The 20,444-nt window shown below is 60.8% G+C and carries 21 protein-coding genes; 1 reads left to right on the top strand and 20 read right to left on the bottom strand.

Annotated elements, in window-relative coordinates:
• Window position 1: 1 nt before the first annotated feature.
• The 3 genes from AC245Y_RS01975 to AC245Y_RS01965 form a co-directional block, all read right to left on the bottom strand.
• Window positions 2-1,165, bottom strand: coding sequence for a carbohydrate ABC transporter permease (locus tag AC245Y_RS01975; protein WP_017992954.1), 1,164 nt, complete (start codon window positions 1,163-1,165; stop codon window positions 2-4).
• 1 nt (window position 1,166) lies between these two features.
• On the bottom strand, window positions 1,167-2,180 hold the full coding sequence (locus AC245Y_RS01970; RefSeq protein WP_003545587.1) for a carbohydrate ABC transporter permease: 1,014 nt from the start codon (window positions 2,178-2,180) through the stop codon (window positions 1,167-1,169).
• 188 nt (window positions 2,181-2,368) lie between these two features.
• Window positions 2,369-3,730 carry an ABC transporter substrate-binding protein gene (locus tag AC245Y_RS01965; protein ID WP_012756090.1) on the bottom strand — a complete coding sequence of 454 codons (1,362 nt, stop codon included), beginning with the start codon at window positions 3,728-3,730 and terminating at the stop codon, window positions 2,369-2,371.
• Window positions 3,731-4,038: 308 nt separating this feature from the next.
• Here AC245Y_RS01965 and AC245Y_RS01960 point away from each other — a divergent pair, with 308 nt between their 5' ends.
• On the top strand, window positions 4,039-5,064 hold the full coding sequence (locus tag AC245Y_RS01960) for a LacI family DNA-binding transcriptional regulator (protein ID WP_012756089.1): 1,026 nt from the start codon (window positions 4,039-4,041) through the stop codon (window positions 5,062-5,064).
• Between the two features lie 50 nt (window positions 5,065-5,114).
• Here AC245Y_RS01960 and folD read toward each other — a convergent pair whose 3' ends face one another.
• From folD to rem, 17 genes are all read right to left on the bottom strand, one after another.
• Window positions 5,115-6,014, bottom strand: a complete 900-nt coding sequence (gene folD, locus AC245Y_RS01955; protein WP_017992953.1) for a bifunctional methylenetetrahydrofolate dehydrogenase/methenyltetrahydrofolate cyclohydrolase FolD — start codon at window positions 6,012-6,014, stop codon at window positions 5,115-5,117.
• 118 nt (window positions 6,015-6,132) lie between these two features.
• A complete protein-coding gene (locus AC245Y_RS01950; RefSeq protein ID WP_017992952.1) occupies window positions 6,133-7,905 on the bottom strand; it encodes a GumC domain-containing protein in 1,773 nt (590 codons plus the stop codon).
• Between the two features lie 156 nt (window positions 7,906-8,061).
• A complete protein-coding gene (locus AC245Y_RS01945) occupies window positions 8,062-8,901 on the bottom strand; it encodes a WecB/TagA/CpsF family glycosyltransferase (protein WP_026157251.1) in 840 nt (279 codons plus the stop codon).
• A 291-nt stretch (window positions 8,902-9,192) separates the two neighbouring features.
• The gene (locus AC245Y_RS01940; RefSeq protein ID WP_012756085.1) at window positions 9,193-9,732 is read right to left on the bottom strand and encodes a hypothetical protein; all 540 of its coding nucleotides are present in this window, start codon (window positions 9,730-9,732) and stop codon (window positions 9,193-9,195) included.
• Window positions 9,732-10,097 carry a hypothetical protein gene (locus AC245Y_RS01935; RefSeq protein ID WP_003556590.1) on the bottom strand — a complete coding sequence of 122 codons (366 nt, stop codon included), beginning with the start codon at window positions 10,095-10,097 and terminating at the stop codon, window positions 9,732-9,734. The genes AC245Y_RS01940 and AC245Y_RS01935 overlap by 1 nt, the downstream gene beginning before the upstream one ends.
• A gap of 124 nt (window positions 10,098-10,221) precedes the next feature.
• Window positions 10,222-10,785 (bottom strand): rod-binding protein, encoded by a 564-nt coding sequence (locus AC245Y_RS01930; protein ID WP_012756083.1) that lies wholly within the window; start codon window positions 10,783-10,785, stop codon window positions 10,222-10,224.
• A gap of 32 nt (window positions 10,786-10,817) precedes the next feature.
• The gene (locus AC245Y_RS01925) at window positions 10,818-11,231 is read right to left on the bottom strand and encodes a hypothetical protein (RefSeq protein ID WP_017992949.1); all 414 of its coding nucleotides are present in this window, start codon (window positions 11,229-11,231) and stop codon (window positions 10,818-10,820) included.
• A gap of 7 nt (window positions 11,232-11,238) precedes the next feature.
• Complete coding sequence (gene fliR, locus AC245Y_RS01920; RefSeq protein ID WP_017992948.1) at window positions 11,239-11,991, bottom strand: flagellar biosynthetic protein FliR; 753 nt, start codon at window positions 11,989-11,991, stop codon at window positions 11,239-11,241.
• Entirely contained in the window at window positions 11,988-14,075 is a 2,088-nt protein-coding gene (gene flhA / locus AC245Y_RS01915; RefSeq protein ID WP_012756080.1) for a flagellar biosynthesis protein FlhA, read from the bottom strand. The genes fliR and flhA overlap by 4 nt, the downstream gene beginning before the upstream one ends.
• Window positions 14,076-14,165: 90 nt before the next feature.
• Window positions 14,166-14,432: a flagellar biosynthesis protein FliQ gene (gene fliQ, locus AC245Y_RS01910; RefSeq protein WP_009992823.1), complete on the bottom strand. Its 267-nt coding sequence runs from the start codon at window positions 14,430-14,432 to the stop codon at window positions 14,166-14,168.
• Between the two features lie 99 nt (window positions 14,433-14,531).
• Entirely contained in the window at window positions 14,532-14,966 is a 435-nt protein-coding gene (gene flgD / locus AC245Y_RS01905; protein ID WP_012756079.1) for a flagellar hook assembly protein FlgD, read from the bottom strand.
• Window positions 14,957-15,406 (bottom strand): flagellar biosynthesis repressor FlbT, encoded by a 450-nt coding sequence (gene flbT, locus AC245Y_RS01900; RefSeq protein ID WP_012756078.1) that lies wholly within the window; start codon window positions 15,404-15,406, stop codon window positions 14,957-14,959. The genes flgD and flbT overlap by 10 nt, the downstream gene beginning before the upstream one ends.
• Window positions 15,403-15,750, bottom strand: a complete 348-nt coding sequence (flaF, locus tag AC245Y_RS01895; protein ID WP_003556569.1) for a flagellar biosynthesis regulator FlaF — start codon at window positions 15,748-15,750, stop codon at window positions 15,403-15,405. The genes flbT and flaF overlap by 4 nt, the downstream gene beginning before the upstream one ends.
• 34 nt (window positions 15,751-15,784) lie before the next feature.
• The gene (locus AC245Y_RS01890; protein WP_012756077.1) at window positions 15,785-16,837 is read right to left on the bottom strand and encodes a flagellar hook-associated family protein; all 1,053 of its coding nucleotides are present in this window, start codon (window positions 16,835-16,837) and stop codon (window positions 15,785-15,787) included.
• Between the two features lie 3 nt (window positions 16,838-16,840).
• Complete coding sequence (flgK, locus tag AC245Y_RS01885) at window positions 16,841-18,328, bottom strand: flagellar hook-associated protein FlgK (RefSeq protein WP_017992947.1); 1,488 nt, start codon at window positions 18,326-18,328, stop codon at window positions 16,841-16,843.
• Window positions 18,329-18,347: 19 nt separating this feature from the next.
• Window positions 18,348-19,646 carry a flagellar hook protein FlgE gene (locus tag AC245Y_RS01880; RefSeq protein ID WP_012756075.1) on the bottom strand — a complete coding sequence of 433 codons (1,299 nt, stop codon included), beginning with the start codon at window positions 19,644-19,646 and terminating at the stop codon, window positions 18,348-18,350.
• A 123-nt stretch (window positions 19,647-19,769) separates the two neighbouring features.
• Window positions 19,770-20,441 (bottom strand): transcriptional activator Rem, encoded by a 672-nt coding sequence (gene rem, locus AC245Y_RS01875; protein WP_003545558.1) that lies wholly within the window; start codon window positions 20,439-20,441, stop codon window positions 19,770-19,772.
• Window positions 20,442-20,444 lie beyond the last annotated feature (3 nt).

Here is a 20,444-nt window from a genome sequence, read left to right as displayed (position 1 = left end):
ATCAGCCTCCCTTGACCGAACCCGCCAGCAGACCGCGCACCAGGTAACGCTGAAGCCCGAAGAAGACGAGCAGCGGCACGATGATGGTGACGAAGGCTGACGCCGTCAAAATCTCCCAATTGCCGCCGCGCGAGCCGAGCAGCGCGTTCAGGCTGCCGGTCAGCACGATGTGGTCCTTGTCGGTGCCGAGGAAGACCATGGCGACGAGCAGGTCGTTCCACACCCACAGGAACTGGAAGATGGCGAAGGAGGCGAGTGCCGGGAAGGACAGAGGCAAAACGATGCGGACGAAGATCTCGAAATCGCTCGCGCCGTCGACGCGGGCGGATTCGATGATCTCCTTCGGCAGGCCGGCGATATAGGCCCGCAAGAGATAGATGGCGAGCGGCATGCCGAAAGCGGTATGAGCCAGCCAGATGCCGGGATAGGTCTTCGACGGCTGGCCGAGCAGGTTGCCGATCTCGTTATAGAGGCGCAACAGCGGGATCAGCGACATCTGCAGCGGCACGACGATGAGGCCGACGACGAGCGCAATCATCAGCCCGCGGCCGGGAAACTCCATCCAGCTCAGGGCATAGGCGGCGAAAGCGGCAATCAGGATCGGGATGATCGTCGCCGGGATCGTCACGGTCAGCGAGTTGATGAAGGATTGGCCGATGCCCTCGCCGGTCAGAACCGTGTTGTAGTTCTGCATCGTGAATTCCGGCGGCGCCGAGACGGATGCATAGATGCGCTTCGGGCGTTGGTCGGGCGAAAAGGCGGCGTTCTTCACATAGCGATAGCTGCCGTCGCTGTTGATCTGCAGGGTTTCACCGTCGCCGAGATCGGCGGTCTCACCGGCCTTGAAGGCGGCCGGCTGCTGTATGCGGTTGCCGAAGGCCTTCACCGCGCGGCCGGTCTGGCCTTCCAGCACATTGCCCGAGATGACGTAGCTGGCACCCTCCTGCTTTTGCTGGTCGGGTGTACCAAGGCGGACCGCGGCCGTCTGCGTCGAGCCGACGAAGGCCGTCCACCAGCCGGAGACGACGATCTGGTCCTTGTCGCGCAGCGCGCTGACGAAGATGCCGAGCGTCGGGATCAGCCAGATGATGACGATCAACAGAACGGCTGCGTGAACGAAGAGCCGGGCGGGGCCGATCTTGAAGTAGCTTCCGATAGCGGTCATCTCAGTGCCCCTTCAATTCGCGATTGGCGCGGCGCACGTTCCAGACCATGATCGGCGTGACGGCGAGCATGATGATGATGGCGATGACCGCACTTCGGCCGGAATCGCCGCCGCCGCGGAACATCCAGTCGAACATCAGGTTCGCCAGCACCATCGTCTGCCACTGGCCGTTGGTCATGGTCAGCACAATGTCGAAGACCTTGAGGACGAGGATGGTGATAGTCGTCCAGACGACGGCGATGGAACCCCAGACCTGCGGCACCATGATGCGCCAGAAGATCTGCCAGCCATTGGCGCCGTCGATCACGGCGGCTTCGATCGTCTCCTCGGGGATGCCGCGAAGGGCGGCCGACAGGATGACCATGGCGAAACCGGTCTGGATCCAGATCAGAATGATCATCAAGAAGAAGTTGTTCCAGAAGGGAATGGAGATCCACACCTCCGGCGTGCCACCGAAGGTCTGCACGATAGCGTTCAGCAGGCCGATCTGGACGTCGTTGCCGCCGCGATATTCATAGATGAATTTCCAGATGACCGAGGCGCCGACGAAGGAGATCGCCATCGGCATGAAGACGATGCTCTTGGCGATATTGCCCCACCAGATGCGATCGGTCATCACGGCGATGACGAGGCCGAAGAAGGTGCAGGCGGCCGGCACGACGGCGAGCCAGAGGATGTTGTTGAAGATCGACTGGCGGAATTCGCGGTCGCCGAGCGCCCATTTGTAGTTGGCGAGGCCGACGAACTGCAGGCCGGCACGGTCGTAGAAGGAGAGGATGAAGGTCGCAACGACGGGATAGACGAGATAGACGACGAGCAGGAAGAGCGCCGGGCCGATGAACAACCACGGCCGGACGAGGGCACGCCGGTTGAGATTGCGCGATGCGGCGCGGATGTCACCATCCTTCACCGGCAGAGCGAGATCCAGGATCTTGTTCGAAAAATAGAAATAGGCCGAGCATGCGATAACGGCTCCGACCACGACGCCCAAAGCGGACACTATCTGCGACAGCATTTCGTCCCTCCCCTGCTTCCCCTGATCTTATTCCGACCGGCTTTTATTCTGACGGGTCAACGCCGGTCACCGTCAATCTATTTGTATAGCCCAATCACAATATATCCTGCGATGGCCGGGCTCTTTGCGAGCCCGGCCAGTCATGCAAGCCCATACCGCCGGCAAGCCGGCGGCATAATTTTGAAAGATTACTTGATGCCGTCCCAGGCGCTCTGGATTTCGCCAGCGGCCTCTTCAGCGGACTTGCCGCCGACGAAATCGACCATGCCCGTCCAGAAGGCGCCGGCGCCGATCTTGCCCGGCATCAGGTCGGAACCGTCGAAGCGGAAGGTGGTGGCCGAGGTCAGGATATCGCCTTCCTTCTTCATCTGCGGGTTGGCATAGGCCTCGGTGCTGACGCCCTTATACGGCGTCAGGAAGCTCGACTGCGCCATCCAGACCTCATGGGCGATCGGGGTCTTCAGGAAGTCGATGAAGGCGCGGGCCGTCTTCGAGTCCTTGGCGATCGAGACGAGCGTGCCGGCGCCGAGAACCGGCTTGCCGAGTTCGGGATGCGACGCAAAGGTCGGCATGTAGAAGAAGTCGGCATCCTGACCGAGCTTCGTGCCTTCAGGGAAGAAGGACGGGATGAACGAGGCCTGATGGTGCATGTAGCACTTCGGCGGAACCGCGAAGAGGCCCTTCGGGCTGTCGCGGAAATCGGTCGAGGCCACGGCTGCGACGCCGCCATCGACGTATTTCGCGTTCTTGGCGAACTTGCCAAACTCGTCGATCGCGGCAACGACCGCCGGATCGGTGAACTTCAGCTCGTTGGTCGTCCACTTGTCGTAGGCTTCCGGCGGCTGCATGCGCAGCATGATGTCCTCGACCCAGTCGGTCGCCGGCCAGCCGGTGGCGCCGCCGGAACCGAGTCCGATGCACCAGGGAACGCCGCCGTCCTTGACGATTTGGTCGGTCAGGGCATGCAGTTCTTCCATGGTCGTCGGGATCTTGTAACCGGCTTCCTCGAAATTCTCCGGCACGTACCAGACCAGCGATTTTACGTCGGCCTTATACGGGAAGGCGTAGAAGGCTTCCTTGCCGTCCTTGCCCTTGTAGGTACCGTAACCGACCCAGCTGTCGCCGGCGCCGTAATTGTCCTTGATCCACTTGGAGTTGTCATCGCCGAGCGGCGTCAGGAAGCCCTTGCTGGCGAGATCGGCCAGGAGGCCGGGCTGCGGCAGAACGGCAATGTTCGGCGGCGAGCCCGCCTGCGTGTCGATAACGATCTGCTGTTCGTAGTTTTCGGAAGACGAGTATTTGGCATCGATGCCAGTGGCTTCGGTGAAATAGGCAAGCACGCTCATGAAGAACGCCTCGTCCTCGCCGCGCCACGGCCCGAAGATCGTCAGCGGCTGACCCTTCAGATCGGCATGCGCAGCCTTGAACTCGTCATAGCTCTTCCAGTTGAACTTGGAATCCTGTCCCGGGGCAAATTTCAAATCGGCCGCGGACGCAGCACCGGCAAAAAGCGCTGCCACGGCAACGCCCATCAAAAATGACTTTTTCATGTGATCAACCTCCCATCACAATCCCAACCGCGCCGAATTCCCTCAATAAAGAAATTTCAAAGCGCTTTGACACCCAACTCATTCCACTTTCGGCGGAATGAAGTCAAGTTAATTCGCGAAAACCCGCTGCAAACACGCCAGATATCGGGGCATATCGCGGCGCAACAGCACCTATCGGGAAATATGGAGCGATTTTTCTTGAGTCAAGCGCGCCAGATGATACATAATTGAAAGCGCTTTGGATGCCACTGGGAGGCGGCAGGCCTTTTCAAGACGGCTGACGGGCGGGCCGGGAGGAAGCATAGCAGGTGAATCTCAAACAGCTATCGGAATTGCTGGGGCTGTCTCAGACGACGGTGAGCCGAGCGCTCAACGGCTATCCCGAGGTCAACGAGGCGACCCGGGAGCGCGTGCTTCAGGCTGTCAAGGAAACCGGGTACCGCCCGAACAAGGCGGCGCAACGGCTTGCGACCGGCAAGGCAGGCTCGATCGGCCTCGTCATGCCGACGGCGCCCGGCCACCAGTCCGACGTGCATTTCGGCGAATTCCTGGCAGGGCTGGGCGAAGAGGCCGTGCGCCACGACTTCCACTTCGTGATCATGCCGGCCGACCCGGATGACGAGGTGGCGGCGCTGCGCCGCCTTGCGATCAGCGGCAATGTCGATGCCCTGTTCGTCGCCTATATGCGCGGCCACGATCCACGGCTCGCCATGTTGAAATCGCTCTCGATGCCCTATGTCGTGCACGGCCGGTCCTTCGGTTCGGAGCCGGACTATCCCTATCTCGACATCGACAATGAAGGCGCCTTCTACGACGCGACGCGGCTCTTGCTGCAGCTCGGCCATACGCGCTTTGCGCTGATGAACGGACCGATGCATCTCGATTTCGCCATCCGCAGGAAGAACGGTGTCGTCGCCGCCCTTGCCGAGCGCGGGCTTGCGCTCGAGGAGGGTTGCATGAGCCACGCGCTGATGACGGACGAACAAGGCCTGCTGGCAATGGAACACTTCCTGCAATTGCCGGAGCGACCGACGGCGATCCTCTGCTCCAGCACGGTGCTGGCGCTCGGCGCGATCCGCGCGGTCAACCAGGCCGGATTGCGGCTCGGCGAGGATATCTCGCTGATCGCCCATGACGACGTACTGCCGCTGCTGAAACCGGAAAGCTTTTCCGTGCCGCTGACGACGACGCGCTCTTCACTGCGGGCGGCGGGCGTTCGCATCGCGCAGCGGCTGATCGGCACGGTAAAGCAGGCGGGCCCCTTCCCCGACCAGGAGCTCTGGAAGACCGAGCTGATCGTCAGGGCCTCGACCGGTCCTGTTCCCCAGGCCTAGAACAGGATGTCGTCCGAAAACCGCTCACACTTTTCGGCATCATGCTCTAATCAAAACTGCGGCGGTGTCTGCCCTGCGGTGCGATGGGCGGCAATGACCGTATTGGCCATCAGCATGGCAATGGTCATCGGCCCGACGCCGCCGGGAACCGGGGTTATGGTGCTGGCGACCCCCGAAACCTCCTCGAAGGCGACGTCACCGACGAGCCGGGTCTTGCCCTCGCCTCTTTCGGGGGCTGCCACCCGATTGATGCCGACGTCGATGACCGTCGCACCGGGCTTGACCCAATCGGCCCTGACCATCTCCGGCCGGCCGACGGCGGCCACCAGGATATCGGCGTTGCGGCAGACCTCGGCGAGATTCTTGGTCCTGGAATGAGCGATCGTCACCGTCGCATTGGCGTTGAGCAGCAATTGCGCCATCGGCTTGCCGAACAGGTTGGAGCGACCGATGACGACGGCGTTGAGGCCGGAGAGATCCTCGCCATGGGTGCGACGGACGAAGACCATGGCGCCGGCCGGGGTGCAGGAGACCAGTCCAGTCTTCAGATCGCCGGTGGCGAGCTTGCCGGCATTGACGACACTCAGACCGTCGACATCCTTTTCCGGCAGGATCGACTGGATGATCGCCTCGCTGTCGAGCGGCTTCGGCAGGGGCAGCTGCACCAGAATGCCGTGGATCGACGGATCGGCGTTGAGGCTGGCGACGAGGGCTGCCAGATCCTCCTGCTTCGTCTCGGCCGGCAGCGTGTGCTGAACGGACTTGAAGCCGCACTCCTTGGCCATGCGGCCCTTGGAGCCGACATAGGCGTGGCTTGCCGGATCGTCGCCAACGATGACAACCGCAAGACCGGTGGTGACGCCGCTGCTCTTTTCCAGCGCCGCCGTCGCACTCTTGACCGTCTGAATGACCGATGCAGCTACGTTCTTTCCGTCGATTACTGTCGTCACGCGTCTCTCCGCCCTGTTTCGCGTCAATCTATGGATATTCGGCGAGCGTCAATTGCCCGCTAACGCCCTATCCTGTCCGAAAGCGGCAAGGCAATAGCAAGCTTGCAAGGAAATGTTTTCAGCGCAGCGGCTGCCGCGCTTCGAGCGCATGAACACGAAGCCGGTCGCGCAGGCCGGAGATCTCGGAGCGCAGCAGCTCCATCTCGTCGACCGGTGCGGGGGCCTGCGCGGGCATCGACGGCAGTGCGGCCTGCGGCCGAAGTACTGGCATTTTTTCCCTTGCGGGATCGGCGACGGGCCTCCGCAGCCGGAGCAGGAAAGCCGCGGCAAGGCCTATCGCAAGGCCCGCTGCGGCACCGGCCAGCGAGCGGCCGGTCAGGCCATCGCTTCCCGATACTGCGGTTGCCAATGCTGGCTTCAGGAGAACGATACGACCGTCGGCGGCCGTTTCCACCGCTGTGGACGTCGCCTCTTCGAGGCGCGAGCGGGCGGCATTCGCCTTTTCGCTGAGCTCGGTCAGGCGTGACAAATCGACGCCGGTGTCCTGGCTCTGGGCGATCAGCGTGTTGCGGCGATCGTTCAGGCCCTTGCGCGCATCGACGGCGGCTTTGGCGGCGAGGTTGGCAGTCTGGGCAAGACGGGTCAGCTCCTTGCCCATATTCTCCTTCAGGCCGTCGGTTTCGGCCTGCTGCTGCAAGAGGCGCGGATGGCGCGGGCCGAGCTCGGCCGAAAGCTGCGCAAGCGTCGTTTTGGCGACGGCATATTTGTCACGCCAGTCCTGCAGCGCCGGCGAAAGCATATCGGAGGGGAGCGAACCGTCGAGCACTTCGGCAAGTTTTGCGGCCTTGAGCCGGTCGGTCTGCGCCTTGGCGGCAAGGATGTTCTGGTCGGCCGCTTTTAGATCGGCATCGAGCTGGTCGATCTGGCGGCGAAGATCGAACGCCACCTTGACGTTGCCCTCGCCGCTCTTCGCCGTGAAGGCGGCAAGCTCCGCCTTGATCTCGTCATAGGTTTTGCGCAAGGCGGTATCGGTCTCGACGTTGCCGCCGGGTCCGTCTGCTGCGGACACCGCTTCGGCAAGCTTTGCGGCGATGCGCATAGATTTGCCGCTATCACCGGTCGTCACCCTGACGAGGATGGCGCCGGCGGCGGCATCGGGCAGTATCTCGACCGCATGTTTCAGCGTCGCCTCGGCGCGCGAGGCCGGATCGGCAGCAGCGCCGGTCGCCGAGAGGAGATCGAGCGCGACGCCCAGCGCATTGGCACTGGCGCCAGCAAATTCGGGATCATGATCGAGTTTCAGGGCAGCCACCGTCGAAGCAACCATGCGCGCCGACAGCAACCCTTTCGCCGCGGCCTGGGTGAAGGCAGCGCGGCTTGCGGCATCGCTCTTCACCGCAAGCGTCGCTTCGGCGCGGTAGAGGGCCGGCGAAGCCGGCATCAGCGCCGGCAGGCCCGCGCCGACGATCGTCGCAGCCGCGACCATCATCGCAAGACCAATGCCGCCCACGCGGCGGCGCGGTGCGACCGGCCGGGGCTCGGCGGGTTCTTCACGGACCGCGGCCAGCGGTTCGGGTGAGATCATCGGCTCGTCGGCCGGAACGCTCAGCTCTTCGTCGCCCGCCGGCTGCTGAAGAAGCGGATGGCCGACGTCGTTGGCGGCCCGGAGGCGGTTGCCGAGGATGGTTTCGATGCGGTCGACCAGGGGTGCGGTGCGCGCCGCTCTGGCGCGCTGCTCCTCCAGCACCCGGCCGATGGCGCGCAGCAATTCGGCCTCGGGCGGCGCGATATCAGGCTGGCTCGACCGGGGTGCCCCGTAGGAATCGTCATCGTGGCGCGGCCCTGCGGCTACGCGATCCTGGAAGTTGTTTCTGGCCCTGATATCGTACATTTGCGCCACATCTCATGCACATGATGGCCGAGTTCGCTCATCCGCACGGATACAGATGATTAAGCCACTCTAAATATTCATGGCAAAGAAATGGTTAACCGCAGCGGGCAAGAATTGCTAAGCCGCGCGTCTTGTTAGACGCGCGGCGCTATAAGGTCAGCTCGCCTTCTTATGATCCGACCGCGGCTGCAGCGCGCTGCCGTGCTCTTCCGGATGGCTGAGGATCCTTTCGCGCCGGCGGAAGCGGTAGCGCAGGACATGGAAGAGAAACACCGGGATGCCGATGATGTAACGGCGCCAGAGGCGCGTCGGCTCCTGCAGCAGGCGATAGGCCCATTCCAGGCGCATCATCCGCACCGTCCTCGGCGCGCGTGGGACGGCGCCGGAGACAAAGTCGAAGAGAGCGCCCACCGTCAGCACCAGGCGTGCATGATCGGCGCGAATATGATCGTGAACCCATTTTTCCTGCAGCGGCGTCCCCATACCGACGATCAGGATATCGACCTTCTGGCGCTCGAGTTCCTCGATGACATCTGTGGGATCGACCTTGTCGAAGTAACCGTCGGAAACGACGACGAATTCGTGCCAGGGCGTGTGCCTGCGGAAATTTTCCGTCGCTGCCTCGACGACCGAACGCTCACCGCCGATGAGGCCGATGCGGCGCGGGGCCTCCATGAAGGTGAGGAAGGCCGGCACGAAATCGGTGCCGTTCAGATTGGCGGGAAACGGCGAACCATGCGCGATCTGCGATGCGATGTTGAGGCCGATACCATCAGGCAGCACCAGATTGTGCGACATGATCCGGTAATACTCGTCGTCGCGCAGCGCGGTCAGCATGTTGTGGGCGTTGACGAAGCAAACCACGGTCTGGCCGACGGGAATAGAGGCCAGCTCGTTGATGAAAACGAGGGCATCGTCCCAGCCGAGATCGCAGACCGGCAGATCGAAGATCGTCCGCCGCGATGCGAGCACCGCGAAGTTTGCAATCAGATTCATTCCTACCTCCTGCCGAGGGTGCTGCATGCGCCCGACATCCCGGAAAACAAGCCTATATTTCCGCACCGGAGGTCTCGAAAGGACCGGTCGCGTCCCGCCGGGACGGCGTCGCTCCGATCTCGGATAAGCGGCGCATGCCAAGCTGTGACACCTGATATAACAGGACGGTTTCAAACAACCCTTAGGAAAATTCCTTGAATTTCCATGCTCGCATAAGTGGATTATTAACCACGCGCGCCAACGACAAACGGCGCCCTCGGGCGCCGTTTGTCGTCGATGATCAGATGATGTTTAGTGGGCAGCTGGCGCCGGTGCTTCGGCGGCCGGTGCGGTCTCAACGATCTTGACGGGTTTGCCCACCTTCTTCGGCTGACCGGCGGAGCTTTCCTTGACCTCTTCCTTGGAGAGATAATCGAGCTGCTCCAGCATCACGTCGGCGACGTATTCGCCGCCGAGGCGCTCGTTCATGCCCTTCTTGATCTCCTCGCGGAAGGCCTTCGGATCGAAGGATTTGATGTGGGCGATATCGACCATCTTGTTGCCGACGAGCAAACTGAAAAGCTCGTCCGTCGTCATCTCGCTCAGCGGCAACGTTACGCCTTTCAACATGTCCTTGTTCATCATGAACGAAACGCGGCCGAGGAAGTAACCGGTGATCGCACCGTTGCCAATGATCGGCACCGTGATCGTTTCGCCCTTCACCAGTTCAAGAGCGCTCTGCTTGGAATCCGTTGCTGCGGGCGCCGGCGCGGTCGCCAGGTACACCGAGAAATAGACCGATGCCAAGGTGATGGCGCAAACCCAGACACCGGTGAGGACGAGCTTGATCATCAGTTTCCACGCGCGGCGAATTGTTCCTGGGAATAGGTGCCGTCGGCATCGGCGTCCTGAACCGCGTTCTTCAGGAGGTCGGCGACGGCGCGAACCGCTTCGAGATGCGCCTCGACGCGACGGGCATTGAGAACCAGTTTCTTCTTCAAGCCGTGCAACTGATCGAGATGGGCAGCGGCAAGCTCGGCCGGATCGGTGTCGCGGAAAAGCATCGACAGCTCGTAGAGGCAGCGGCTCTTATGCGCATTGGAGACCTTGAGATCGAACTGCGGATCGTTGCCGATCCGGGTGTTCTCATTATCGATGATCATTTCGAGGCGTCCGAGAACGGATTTGATCCTGTATTCGTTCGAAACTATTTCCATTGTACCCTCGGTTATGCGTCGCTTAGAGCATGATGCCGAAAAGTGTGCGCGGTTTTCGGACGGCATCACGCTCTAACTCTTTAATTGAGAACAGGATTCAGATTTCAGGCCAACGGGCCTAAAATCATCCTGTTCTATCGGTCTTGGCTTCGGCCGTCGGCGTGCCAAAGGTCTTACGCTGGAAGTCGTCGATCATGCTGAGCGCGGTGTTGCGGTCATCGTCGTCGGTGGAGGCATTGACGATCTTACCTTCCTGCCGGCGCAGCTGCTCGCTGTACATCTGCTTGGCAATGCCGATGCCGTCTCCCTTGGCCATGACGTTGCCGAGCTGTTCGGCCATCATGCCTTTCCAGATATCGCCGGTCGCACCCTTGCCGTAGACGTCTTCGCTTTCGCTCGGCAGCATGGACTTGACGAAATTCTGCAGGACCATGGCCTCGAACTTCCGGTAGCTTTCCGGAGCTTCCTCGGCCTTGGTGCGGTTCTGAATGTTGTTGAGGCCACTCTTGTGGCCGACTTGATCGAGAACGTCGACCGTATTGGAGAAGCCCTTGCCATTCTCGGCGAGGCTCGTTGCGGCAAAGGCCGCACGATTTGCCTTCAACTTTTCCTGGGCTGCCTGAAGCTCCATGGGGTCGGCAGCTTTGACAACGTCCAGGACCAGATCACTGGGGGGCGAAATAGCCACGTTACAATCCTCTGAATTTAAGATCGTAACGACTATGGTTTTTGAAGCTTGCTGGAGGCTGGCGTTGCGAATTGCTGATCGATGACATCGTAGACGGCGTTGTCATCTGCCTCGCGGCGCTCGGCCTCGAGGGCTTCCTGCATGCCCTCTTCGAGGCGGTCGCCCTTGGCGCGCTCGCGCGTCAGCCGCATCTCGTGGATCTGCTGCATGCCGGTCAGCTGCTGGTCCTTGATGGTGAGCCTGCCGAATCGGTCGGCGTAATTCTGCGAGAAGGCGTGGTGGACGGGGTCCATCGAGCCGAGCGCGAGGATGACGTCGTCCATCGCCACATTGACCTCGACACGCTGGCGGCTGGTTTCGGCCAGGTCGTTCTCGGCCATTCTTTCGATATGCCGCTGCACCGAGAGCAGCCGCTTGAGCTTCTGGGAGCGCTTCTTTTCGATCATATCAGCCTCATCGCCCGATATAGATCGAGCCGAAGGACTGGCCGAACTGGCTGACCATCGCCGCAATCGAGAAATAGATCAGGAAGAGCCCGCCCATCAGCAGATAGGGCGTGGAGATGAAGTAGACCGGGATCTGCGGCGCCAGCTTGTTGATGAAACCGATCGAGACGTTGAAGATCAGGCCGTAGATCAAAAACGGGCTCGACAGCCGCAGCATGATGTAGGTGGTCTGCTCCAGCGTGTCGGTAAAGGAGATCAGCGTCGCGCGCATCTGCATCAAGCCGCCGAAGGGCATGGTCGTGTAGGAATCGATCAGCGCGCGGAAGACGATGTGATGGAAATCCATAATGAAGAGAATCATCATGCCGGCAAAGGTAATGAAGCCGGAAAGGCTGGTCTCCGGCGTGTCTTCGAGGATGTCGGCGGAACCCGGCTGGGTGTAGCCGACCATCATGGCGATGATCGTCGCGGCGAACTGCATGCCGAGCGTGTAGATCCTCGCCAGCATGCCATACATCACGCCGATCAGCGATTCGCTGAAGATCAGGCCGATATAGGTTCCGGCACCGGTGTGAACGGCCGGATAGACGGTATCCCAGAGCAACGGCATGACGGCGATCGACAGCGCCCCGGCAATGAAGACGCGCAGCTGTTCGGGCACGCGCGCCGAGGAAAAACCCGGAAGAGCCAGCACACAGCCACCGATCCGGCAGAAAACCAGAAACAGTGCGAGAACGGTCCCTTGCGGGTCTGTTATCATGAAATAGAGCCCAAAATCTTTATCTCGATGCCCTTGGCCAGTTCGACATGCGACAGGACCGGGAGCGTGGCGAACAGCCTCTCGATGATCATGCGCACATAGGAGCGTGTTTCCGGCGACGTGACAAGTGCGAATGGCAGGCCGCGATCCATGAACTCACGGATAACTTTGGTGGCCTGCTCGCTGAACTCCTCCAGGCTGCGCGGATCGATGTCGAATTCGATCACCTCGCCCTTGGCGTCGCGCTTCAGCGCCTGGTGGAAAGCGAGATCCCATTTGCTGCCCAGCCGCAGCACGCGCAGCACGCCGTTGTCGGCCAAGTCGCCGCAAAGCTGCTGGGCCATGCGGATGCGGACATGCTCGACGATCTGCTCGGTCTTCCTGACATGCGGGGCGAGCTCGGCCACCGCTTCGAGAATGAGATGCAGGTTGCGGATCGAGACACGTTCGGCAAGCAGCAGCTTGAGCACCGCCTGCAGGCCCGAATAGGACATGTGCGACGAGCAGATCTCGTCGGCGAGCTTCTTGTATTCGGGATCGAGCCGATCGATCAGCACCTTGACGTCCTTGTAGGACAGAAGCTGCGGCAGGTTGTTGCGGATGACCTCGCTCATATGGGTCAACACGACGGAGACGTTGTCGATCGGCTGGAAGCCCTCGCGTTTCAGATCGTCGGCGAAGTTTTCGAGGATCGAGACGGCAGGCATGCCGAAAGCGGGTTCGCGGATTTCGTCGCCGGGAATGCTCGGCCGGCGGCCGGCGCCGGTCACGACGAGGACTTCGCCGACGCGCAGTAGGTTGGAGGCGACCGTCGTGCCGTGGATGCGGATCTGGTAGGACTTCTCGGCGATGGCGATATCGTCGGTGACCTTGATCTCGGGCACGACGAAGCCGTATTGCGTGGCGAACTTCTTGCGCATCTTGCCGACGCGGAAGGCCAGTTCCTGGTGGGCGCCGAGCAGGCGCGTCGAGACCATCTTGCCGAGTGCGAGCTCGATTTCGGAGGTGCGCAGCACTGCCTTGACCGAATCCTTTTCCAGTTCCTTGCTCTGGACGACCTTTTTTTCTTCCTGCTCGCGGCGAAGCATGTTCTCTGCCTCGACCTGACGTGGGATGAACCAGGCACCGAAGGCCAGAAGACCGCCGAGGGATACGAAGGGGACGAACGGCAGGCCCGGCATCAGGGCCAGGATGAACATCAGCACCGCCGAGACGGAAAGCGCACGCGGATAACCGCTCAGCTGATTGACGACCGCCTGGTCGGTGGAGCCGGTGGTGCCGCCGCGCGAGACGAGAAGGCCGGCCGCGAGCGAGACGATGAGAGCCGGCATCTGTGCGACGAGGCCGTCGCCGACGGAGAGCTTGACGAAAACGTCGGCCGCTTCGCCGATCGGCATGCCGTGGCGGAAATAGCCGATGATGATGCCGCCGAAGATGTTGATGCAGGTGATGATCAGGCCGGCGACGGCATCGCCGCGCACGAATTTCGACGCACCGTCCATGGCACCGAAGAAGGAGCTTTCCTCTTCGAGCTCCTTGCGCCGGCGCTGGGCTTCCCTCTCGTCGATGATGCCGGCCGAGAGATCGGCGTCGATCGACATTTGCTTGCCGGGGATGGCATCCAGGGTGAAACGCGCGCCGACTTCGGCGATACGCGTGGCGCCCTTGGTGATGACGATGAAGTTGATGGTGATGAGGATCAGGAAGACGATCAGACCGATGACGAAGTCACCGGACATCACCAGGCTTGCGAAACCCGCGATGACACCGCCCGCTGCATCGTGGCCCTCATGACCATGCGAAAGAATGACGCGCGTCGTGGCGATGTTCAACGCCAGTCGCGTCATCGTCGCGATCAGCAGAATGGTCGGAAAAGACGAGAAATCGAGCGGTTTCTGGATCCACAACGCGACCATCAGGATCAGCACCGAGAGGGCGATCGAGAAGGCCAGTCCCATGTCGATCAGGAATGGCGGGATCGGCAGGAAGAGAATGCAGATGATAACGATGATGCCGAGGGCAAAACCGACATCGCGCAGGTTCGGGGCGACTTTCGGAAGGGGGAGTGCGGGTGGTTGCGCCATGACGATTCCGTCTCTTCATGAGAGGAGGCGGACATGCGGTCCGCCCAATTCGGATCGAGAGTTAAATGGCGAAGCTTGCGCGAAGGTGGCTCAGAAACCGGACTGGATGCGCGAGAAGACCAGATTGGTGAAAATCGAGATCTGCGAACCGACGAACGGCGCGGTGACACCGACCGTGATCAGCACCGCGACGATCTTCGGCACGAAGGTCAGTGTCGCTTCCTGCACCTGGGTCAGCGCCTGGATCAAGGCAATGACGAGACCTACCACCATCGCGGCGATGACGGCGGGACCGGCAGCAATCAACACGGTCCAGATCGCCGCCTGGAACAGATCCAATGCATCAGCTTCATTCATCCGAAGGCAACCTCATATCGCCTTGAAGCAGCCCCGCCGTGGCCGGACCGCCATTGATTGGTATCACCCGAGCTATGCGGCGCACCGGCGCCGTGGGTATCAGGTATCGGTCGACGTCGTCGGCGCCTTGTCGGCAACGGTGATTCCCGCCTGCACAAGTATATTACCGCCATCCGTGGTCGTCGCAATGATTCCGTCGGAATAAACCTTGACGGATTCGATGGTGCCTTTGACGGTGCCGTCGGCGCTTTCCATGTATTTGCCGACGTAGCTGCTGGCCTGGGTGAGGCTCGAACTGGCGAGCAGCGTGTCCAGCTTGGTGTTGGTCTGGATCGTCTGCTCGACCTGCGAGAAGCTCGCCAGCTGCGACATCTGTTCGCTGGCGTCGACCGGATCGGTCGGATCCTGGTTCTTCATCTGCGCGATGAGCAGTTGAAGGAAATTGTCGTAGTTCAGCGTCGCCTTCTGCTGGGCCGTGTTCGTCGTACTCGTCGAACTCGTGTTGGCCACGCTTGATGTTGCATCTACCGCCATGGTGCAATCTCCCTGCGAATCTGCTCGACCATCGTCGGCGGCATTTCGTGGTTGTTGAGGATATTGTCTTCGATCGCGTAGAGGCCGCGGATCGCCTTGAGTGCATCGAAGGCGCGACCAGTCGAGACGAGCGCATCGATGCGCTTCAGTTCGGCGAGGATCTCTTCGTTCTTGAAGCAGGTGAGCAGCATGGTGATCGACTTGCGGAACAACGCCGTCGAGTGGTCCTTGCCCTCTGGATTGATGAGGATCATCTGCGCGATGAAATAGAGCTGACGCAGCGGCGTCGTGGCGCCCTCCGGCTGGAGGACGTGGTTTTCGAGAAGGAACGTCACATCATTCAGGAATTCCAGCGCGACCTTGCGGTCGACGCGCAGGACGGCGCCGTTGATGAAGATTCTTTCTCCGGCTTTCAGAGAAATGCGAAGTGTACTTTTCATTTAAGTCCATCCCTGATGATGGTGGTAACGTCGATGATGCCCTGGTAGTTATTAGACTGACGTTTTCTGATCCTGTCGCATTCCTTCAATATCCAGATCGCGATCGAGATGAGGTTGGCCCTGAGCCCGATCTCCAGCTGGTTGTCGGGATGTTTGAGATCCTCGATGAAGCTGATCCAGACCCGGCGTGTATAAAACAGGGCTTCAATGGCTTCCCGGCCGTATTTTTCCTTTTCGCGCGCCGCCGCCAGCAAGTCTATGGACCGGTCAAGAACCTGCCATTCCCGCTCTTTCGCGTCGGCTACCGAGTCCTGCATGACTTCGGCATATGAGAACTGATACATTCATGCATCCTTCTTTATTGCGCGCCTTTGCTCATCAAAGGTAGTTTACAAGACTCAACTGCTGGATCTTCGAGACGATCGTGTAAGCGGTTTCAAGCTGCGTTTCCAAAGTCTTGACGAGGGTCGAGGCTTCATAGGGATCGACGCCCTGGAGGTCGACGAGCTTGTTCTTGATGATGTTGGACTGGGCGTCGAGGGCGTCGTTGGACTTCTTGACGCGCTCCTGGGAAAGGCCGAGCTGGCTTGCCTGGGTCACGAGGCCGCTGGTCGCCTTGGTCGTATAGCTGATCGCCTGTTTGGACACCGTGCTCATCGCATCGCTGCTGAGGCCCTGGCCCAACAGCGCCGAGGTCATCACCGAGGCGAGCGCGAAGTAACGCATTCCCTCGGAATTGGCATTGGTCGAGGATTCGATCACCTCGGAGTTGCTGATGCGGCTCGTCATGTTCTGGCTCGATGCCTGCGACCAGCCGGTCGTCGGGTCGGTCCAGGCGGCCTGGCTGAACATCGGCTCTACCTTCGTGGTGATGAAGGTGCTCATTTCGGCGCCGGTGAGAGCACTGACCGCCTTCGGCGGGACGAGAGCGGCGGCGTAAGTATTCAACTCCGTCACGATGGCGGCACTGGTCGCGGTCGTCTTGTCGGTCAGCGGCTGCACATCGGTGTTGATGCCCGAGAACAGATATTCGCCGTTTACCATGGTATTGGCCGTGTCCATCATTGTGGACAGGGCGCTGGTCGCCGACTGGATGGCGACGGTGATGCTACCGGGATCATGGCTGCCCTGGAGCGCCGTCAGCTTCGAAACGAGGCCGTCGCCGACATCCTTCATCTTGGAAAGGCCGAGCTGCGAGGATTCCATGCGCGCGGTGACAAGCGAATTGCTTGATTTGATCGAGTCTATCCTGTCGACCTCGCGGCTGAAGTCCACGCTCCTGGCGGCGTTGCCGCCGAGCGAGACACCGATATCCGCATAGACTCCGGTCGTCGCTTCCATCGTCGCCTTCGTCATCTGGTTCTGCGCCTGACGGATCGTCAACCGCATCGCATTCTGAATGGCCGAACTTGAAATAAATGAGCTCTTCATGGCTTAACTCGCAATATCCAGCAATGACTTCAACATTTCGTCAACGGCGTTCAAGATCTTGGTCGCCGCCTTGTAGGACTGCTCTATGTCGAGGAGCAGCGTCAGCTCCTCGTCGAGGTTGACGCCCGTCTCGTTGGAATAGGCTTCGTCAGAGCGTGACAGCGCCGCCGAGGTGTTTTCCGCTGCCGTCGTGGCATTGCTACGGTACTGTTCGAGCCAGCCGAGGGAATTTGTGGCGAATTCCATGATGCTGACGTTTGAATCGATGCCTGTCGTGGCGTCGAACCCGACAGGCGTCCCCGCCGCCGGATCGAAATCGATGTCGGAGCCCAATGCGGTATAGAGACGATCGAGTTCCGTCGTATAACCGCTGGCGCCTGACGTGTTCAGGACGAGGCCGGTGGCGTTGACGCCGCCATCGCGCAAGCGCATCGGGTCGCCGCCTTGCGAGGTGATGACGCGGCTGCTGACTGTGATGGTCGCCGCCATGCCGGCAACCGCGGTGGCGCCGGTATCGACCGTGCCGCCGCTCCAGGTGAAGAGGCCGGGCACATAGGCCGGGCCGGCTGCCGTGTTCTGCTCCTTGAAGAGCGAGACCAGGCCGCGGGCGACTTCGTCGAGCTGCTTCTGGAAATTCGGGGCGATCTCGTCGCGGACCTGGAGGAGAGACTGAAGGCTTCCCTGCCCCGTCGTCGTCGATCCGCTGCCGCGTGGAAGTGCCACACCGTCAACATAGACCGAATTGCCGGTGATGGTCGCGGTATAGACATCCTGAGACTTGAACGTCACCTTGCGCGGGATCGTCTCGAAGAGGATCGTCCCGTCAGAGGTGCTCAGCACCATGTCGTTATTGTCGCGCGTCGTCGTGTTGACGCCGACGATCTGCGAAATCTGCTTGAGAGCCTTCTCACGCTCGTCGAGCGCGCCGGATGCATCCGCACCCGAGGCCGTGGCGGTCTTCACCGCGTTGTTGGCCTTCTCGAAGACGTTGAGAAGCGTATTCAGTTTATCGACGTCGGTGGCGATCTGCTTGTCGGCGGTGGCGCGGACGTTCTGAACGGATTGCGAGGCATTGTTCAGCGAGTTGGCGACGTCCTGCGCGGCGGTGATGGCGCCCTGAGCAGCGACGGTGCTGCCCGGCGTCGTGCGGAAGGCCTGAAGCTTCTGCTGGAAAACACCGAGATAGGTGGATGGTGACGTTTCGTAGTCGTTGCCACCCACGATCGACTTGAGGTCCTCGAGACCGCCGAGCAATGCCTGCTGGGCACTGTCCTGAGAGGATGTCTTCAGGTATTGGCGCAGCAGCGCCTCTTCCTGCGCCCGATCGATCTTGACGACCTGTGCGCCATTCAAGGACGTGGTGAGCATCGCCTGCCGGCGCACGTAATCTTTGTTGCCCGCATTCGAGATATTGTTCGATACGACACTGCTCTGAGTACCCGTATTGTTGAATATGTTCTGCGCGGTATTAAGTGCGGATGTGAGCGACATGGCTTACCCGGTACCTTGCTTATCTCTTGAGGTTGACGAGAACGTCCATAATGTCGGATCCCGTCTGGAACACCTTGGAATTGGCGGTATAGCTGCGCTGCGATTCGATCATCTCGGTCAGCTCGCCGGCGAGGTCGACGTTCGAACCTTCGAGAGCGCCTGATTTGATCGTGCCGAGACCGTTGGTCTGCGGGAAGCCGGTGACGGTGACGCCCGACTGGCCGTTGGCGCTGTAGACGTTGCCGCTCATCAGCGTCAGCTTGTCCGGGCTAGCGACATTGGCCAGCGGAATACGATAGAGCGGCTTGGTGCTGCCGTCTTCGTATTTCGCGTAGACGATGCCGTCGCCATCAACCGTGACGTCCTTGACCGGGGTCGCTGCCTGACCGTTCGGCGTGCCGGTGCCGGAGAAGTCGGCACCGAGCTGTGTGAAGGCGGAGAAGTCCATGGCAATCGTCTGACCAGTCACTGGGTCGACGATGTTAACGGCGCCGCCCGCGGTCAACTTGCCGTTGGCGTCGAAGCTGAGCGTTCCGGTGCCGACAGAGGCGGTGCTGTAGGGGAAGGAGGTCGTGCCGCCCACCGCAGCATCGGCGTTGCGGAACATCGACACTTCCCAGGTGGCAGCCGTAGCGGGCGTTGCCGGCGGCGGCGTAACAACTGTTTTTTTCGTGAAGTAGAAGTCGTACATCACCTTGTTGCCGAGACGGTCATAGGCGACCATCGAGACCTTCTTGGTGTCGGTCGTCGTCGTGGCGAGGTTGGCGCTCGGCAGCGTCGCAGGAGCGACCGGAGCGATCTTGGCATTGGAGTCGAGGTTGCCCTTGAAGATACCTGAGGTCGAGGCGATGGCGGTCAACCCATCCTGGTTGACGTTGACGGGAACGAGGCCATCGAAGCCGTTGACGACGACAGCAGGAGAGCCGGAGTCGTAGGAATAACCCATCAGCATGAAGCCGGCGGCGTTGACGAGATTGCCTTCGTCGTCCTTGGTGAAGTCGCCGGCGCGGGTCAGAACCGGGGTGCCGTCAGGACCCTGGACGATGAAGAAGCCGTCGCCTGAGATTGCAAGGTCGGTGCTCGACGTGGTGTAGGAAATATCGCCCTGGTCGGAGACGGCTTGGCGGACGGAGGTCTGAACGCCGCCGGAATTGTAGTTGCCGCCCGAGGAGGGCAGAACCAGCGACGAGAAGCTCGTCGACACGGCCTTGTAACCGGTCGTGTTAACGTTGGCGATGTTGTCGGCGACGGTGCTGAGGCGGTTGGCCTGCGCGTTCATCCCCGATACTGCCGTCTTCATGCTGCCGAAAATGCTCATCTGAAAACCTCGCTTTACCTGTTATGCACGAGAGTATTTGTCGGGCCTTGCGTGAAGCTGTCTGTCATGCGAGCTGCGAGGCCGGATAATGCGGTTCAGCCAGGCGCCGCCCGGCCGAGAAAATCAGGCCCAATCGATGCAGTAACCAAGGAAGCGCTTGGAATCGACCGGATCGACGCCGAGCTTTTTGCGCAGCTTCTTGCGCAGCTTCGAGATGTGGCTTTCGACGACGTTCTCCTCGACCTCTTCATCGAAGATGCCGTAGATGGCGTTGAAGATCTGGGTCTTGGTGACGCGGCGACCGCGATTGGCGATCAAATATTCGAGGATGCGGCGCTCGCGCCGGGGAAGTGCGAAGACTTCGCCGTTGATCTCGGGGTCACGGCCATCCGAGAAGACGCGAATCCCGCCGATCTCGGTATAGTTGGTGATCGCCTTCAGCCGGCGCCGGATCGCAGCCGCCCTTGCGAGGATTTCGCGGGGATGCACCGGTTTGCGCACCACGTCGTCGACGCCGCAATCGAACAGCGCAAGGGTGTTTTCGAGCGAGTGCTGATCGCTGACCGCAATCACCGGCGCCATCGACCGATCCCGGATCGCCCGGGGCAGTTCGAAGTTGCGCTGGCCTTGACCGATCAAGAAGGCCTCGACTGCAGCTATATCGGAATCGGCGGCGGTTTGTACCCACTCGCCGAATTCCGCTGGATCAAAGCCGGTGGAGGGAATGCCCTCACGACCGAACAGAGATGTGTATCCATCTTTCACGAGCTCACGCTCATCAACCACTACGATCATTCG

It is taken from the genome of Rhizobium sp. SRDI943 (genome assembly GCF_057653695.1).
The sequence above is the reverse complement of the archived record's forward strand: the minus strand, read 5'-3'. Positions and strand labels throughout refer to the sequence as shown.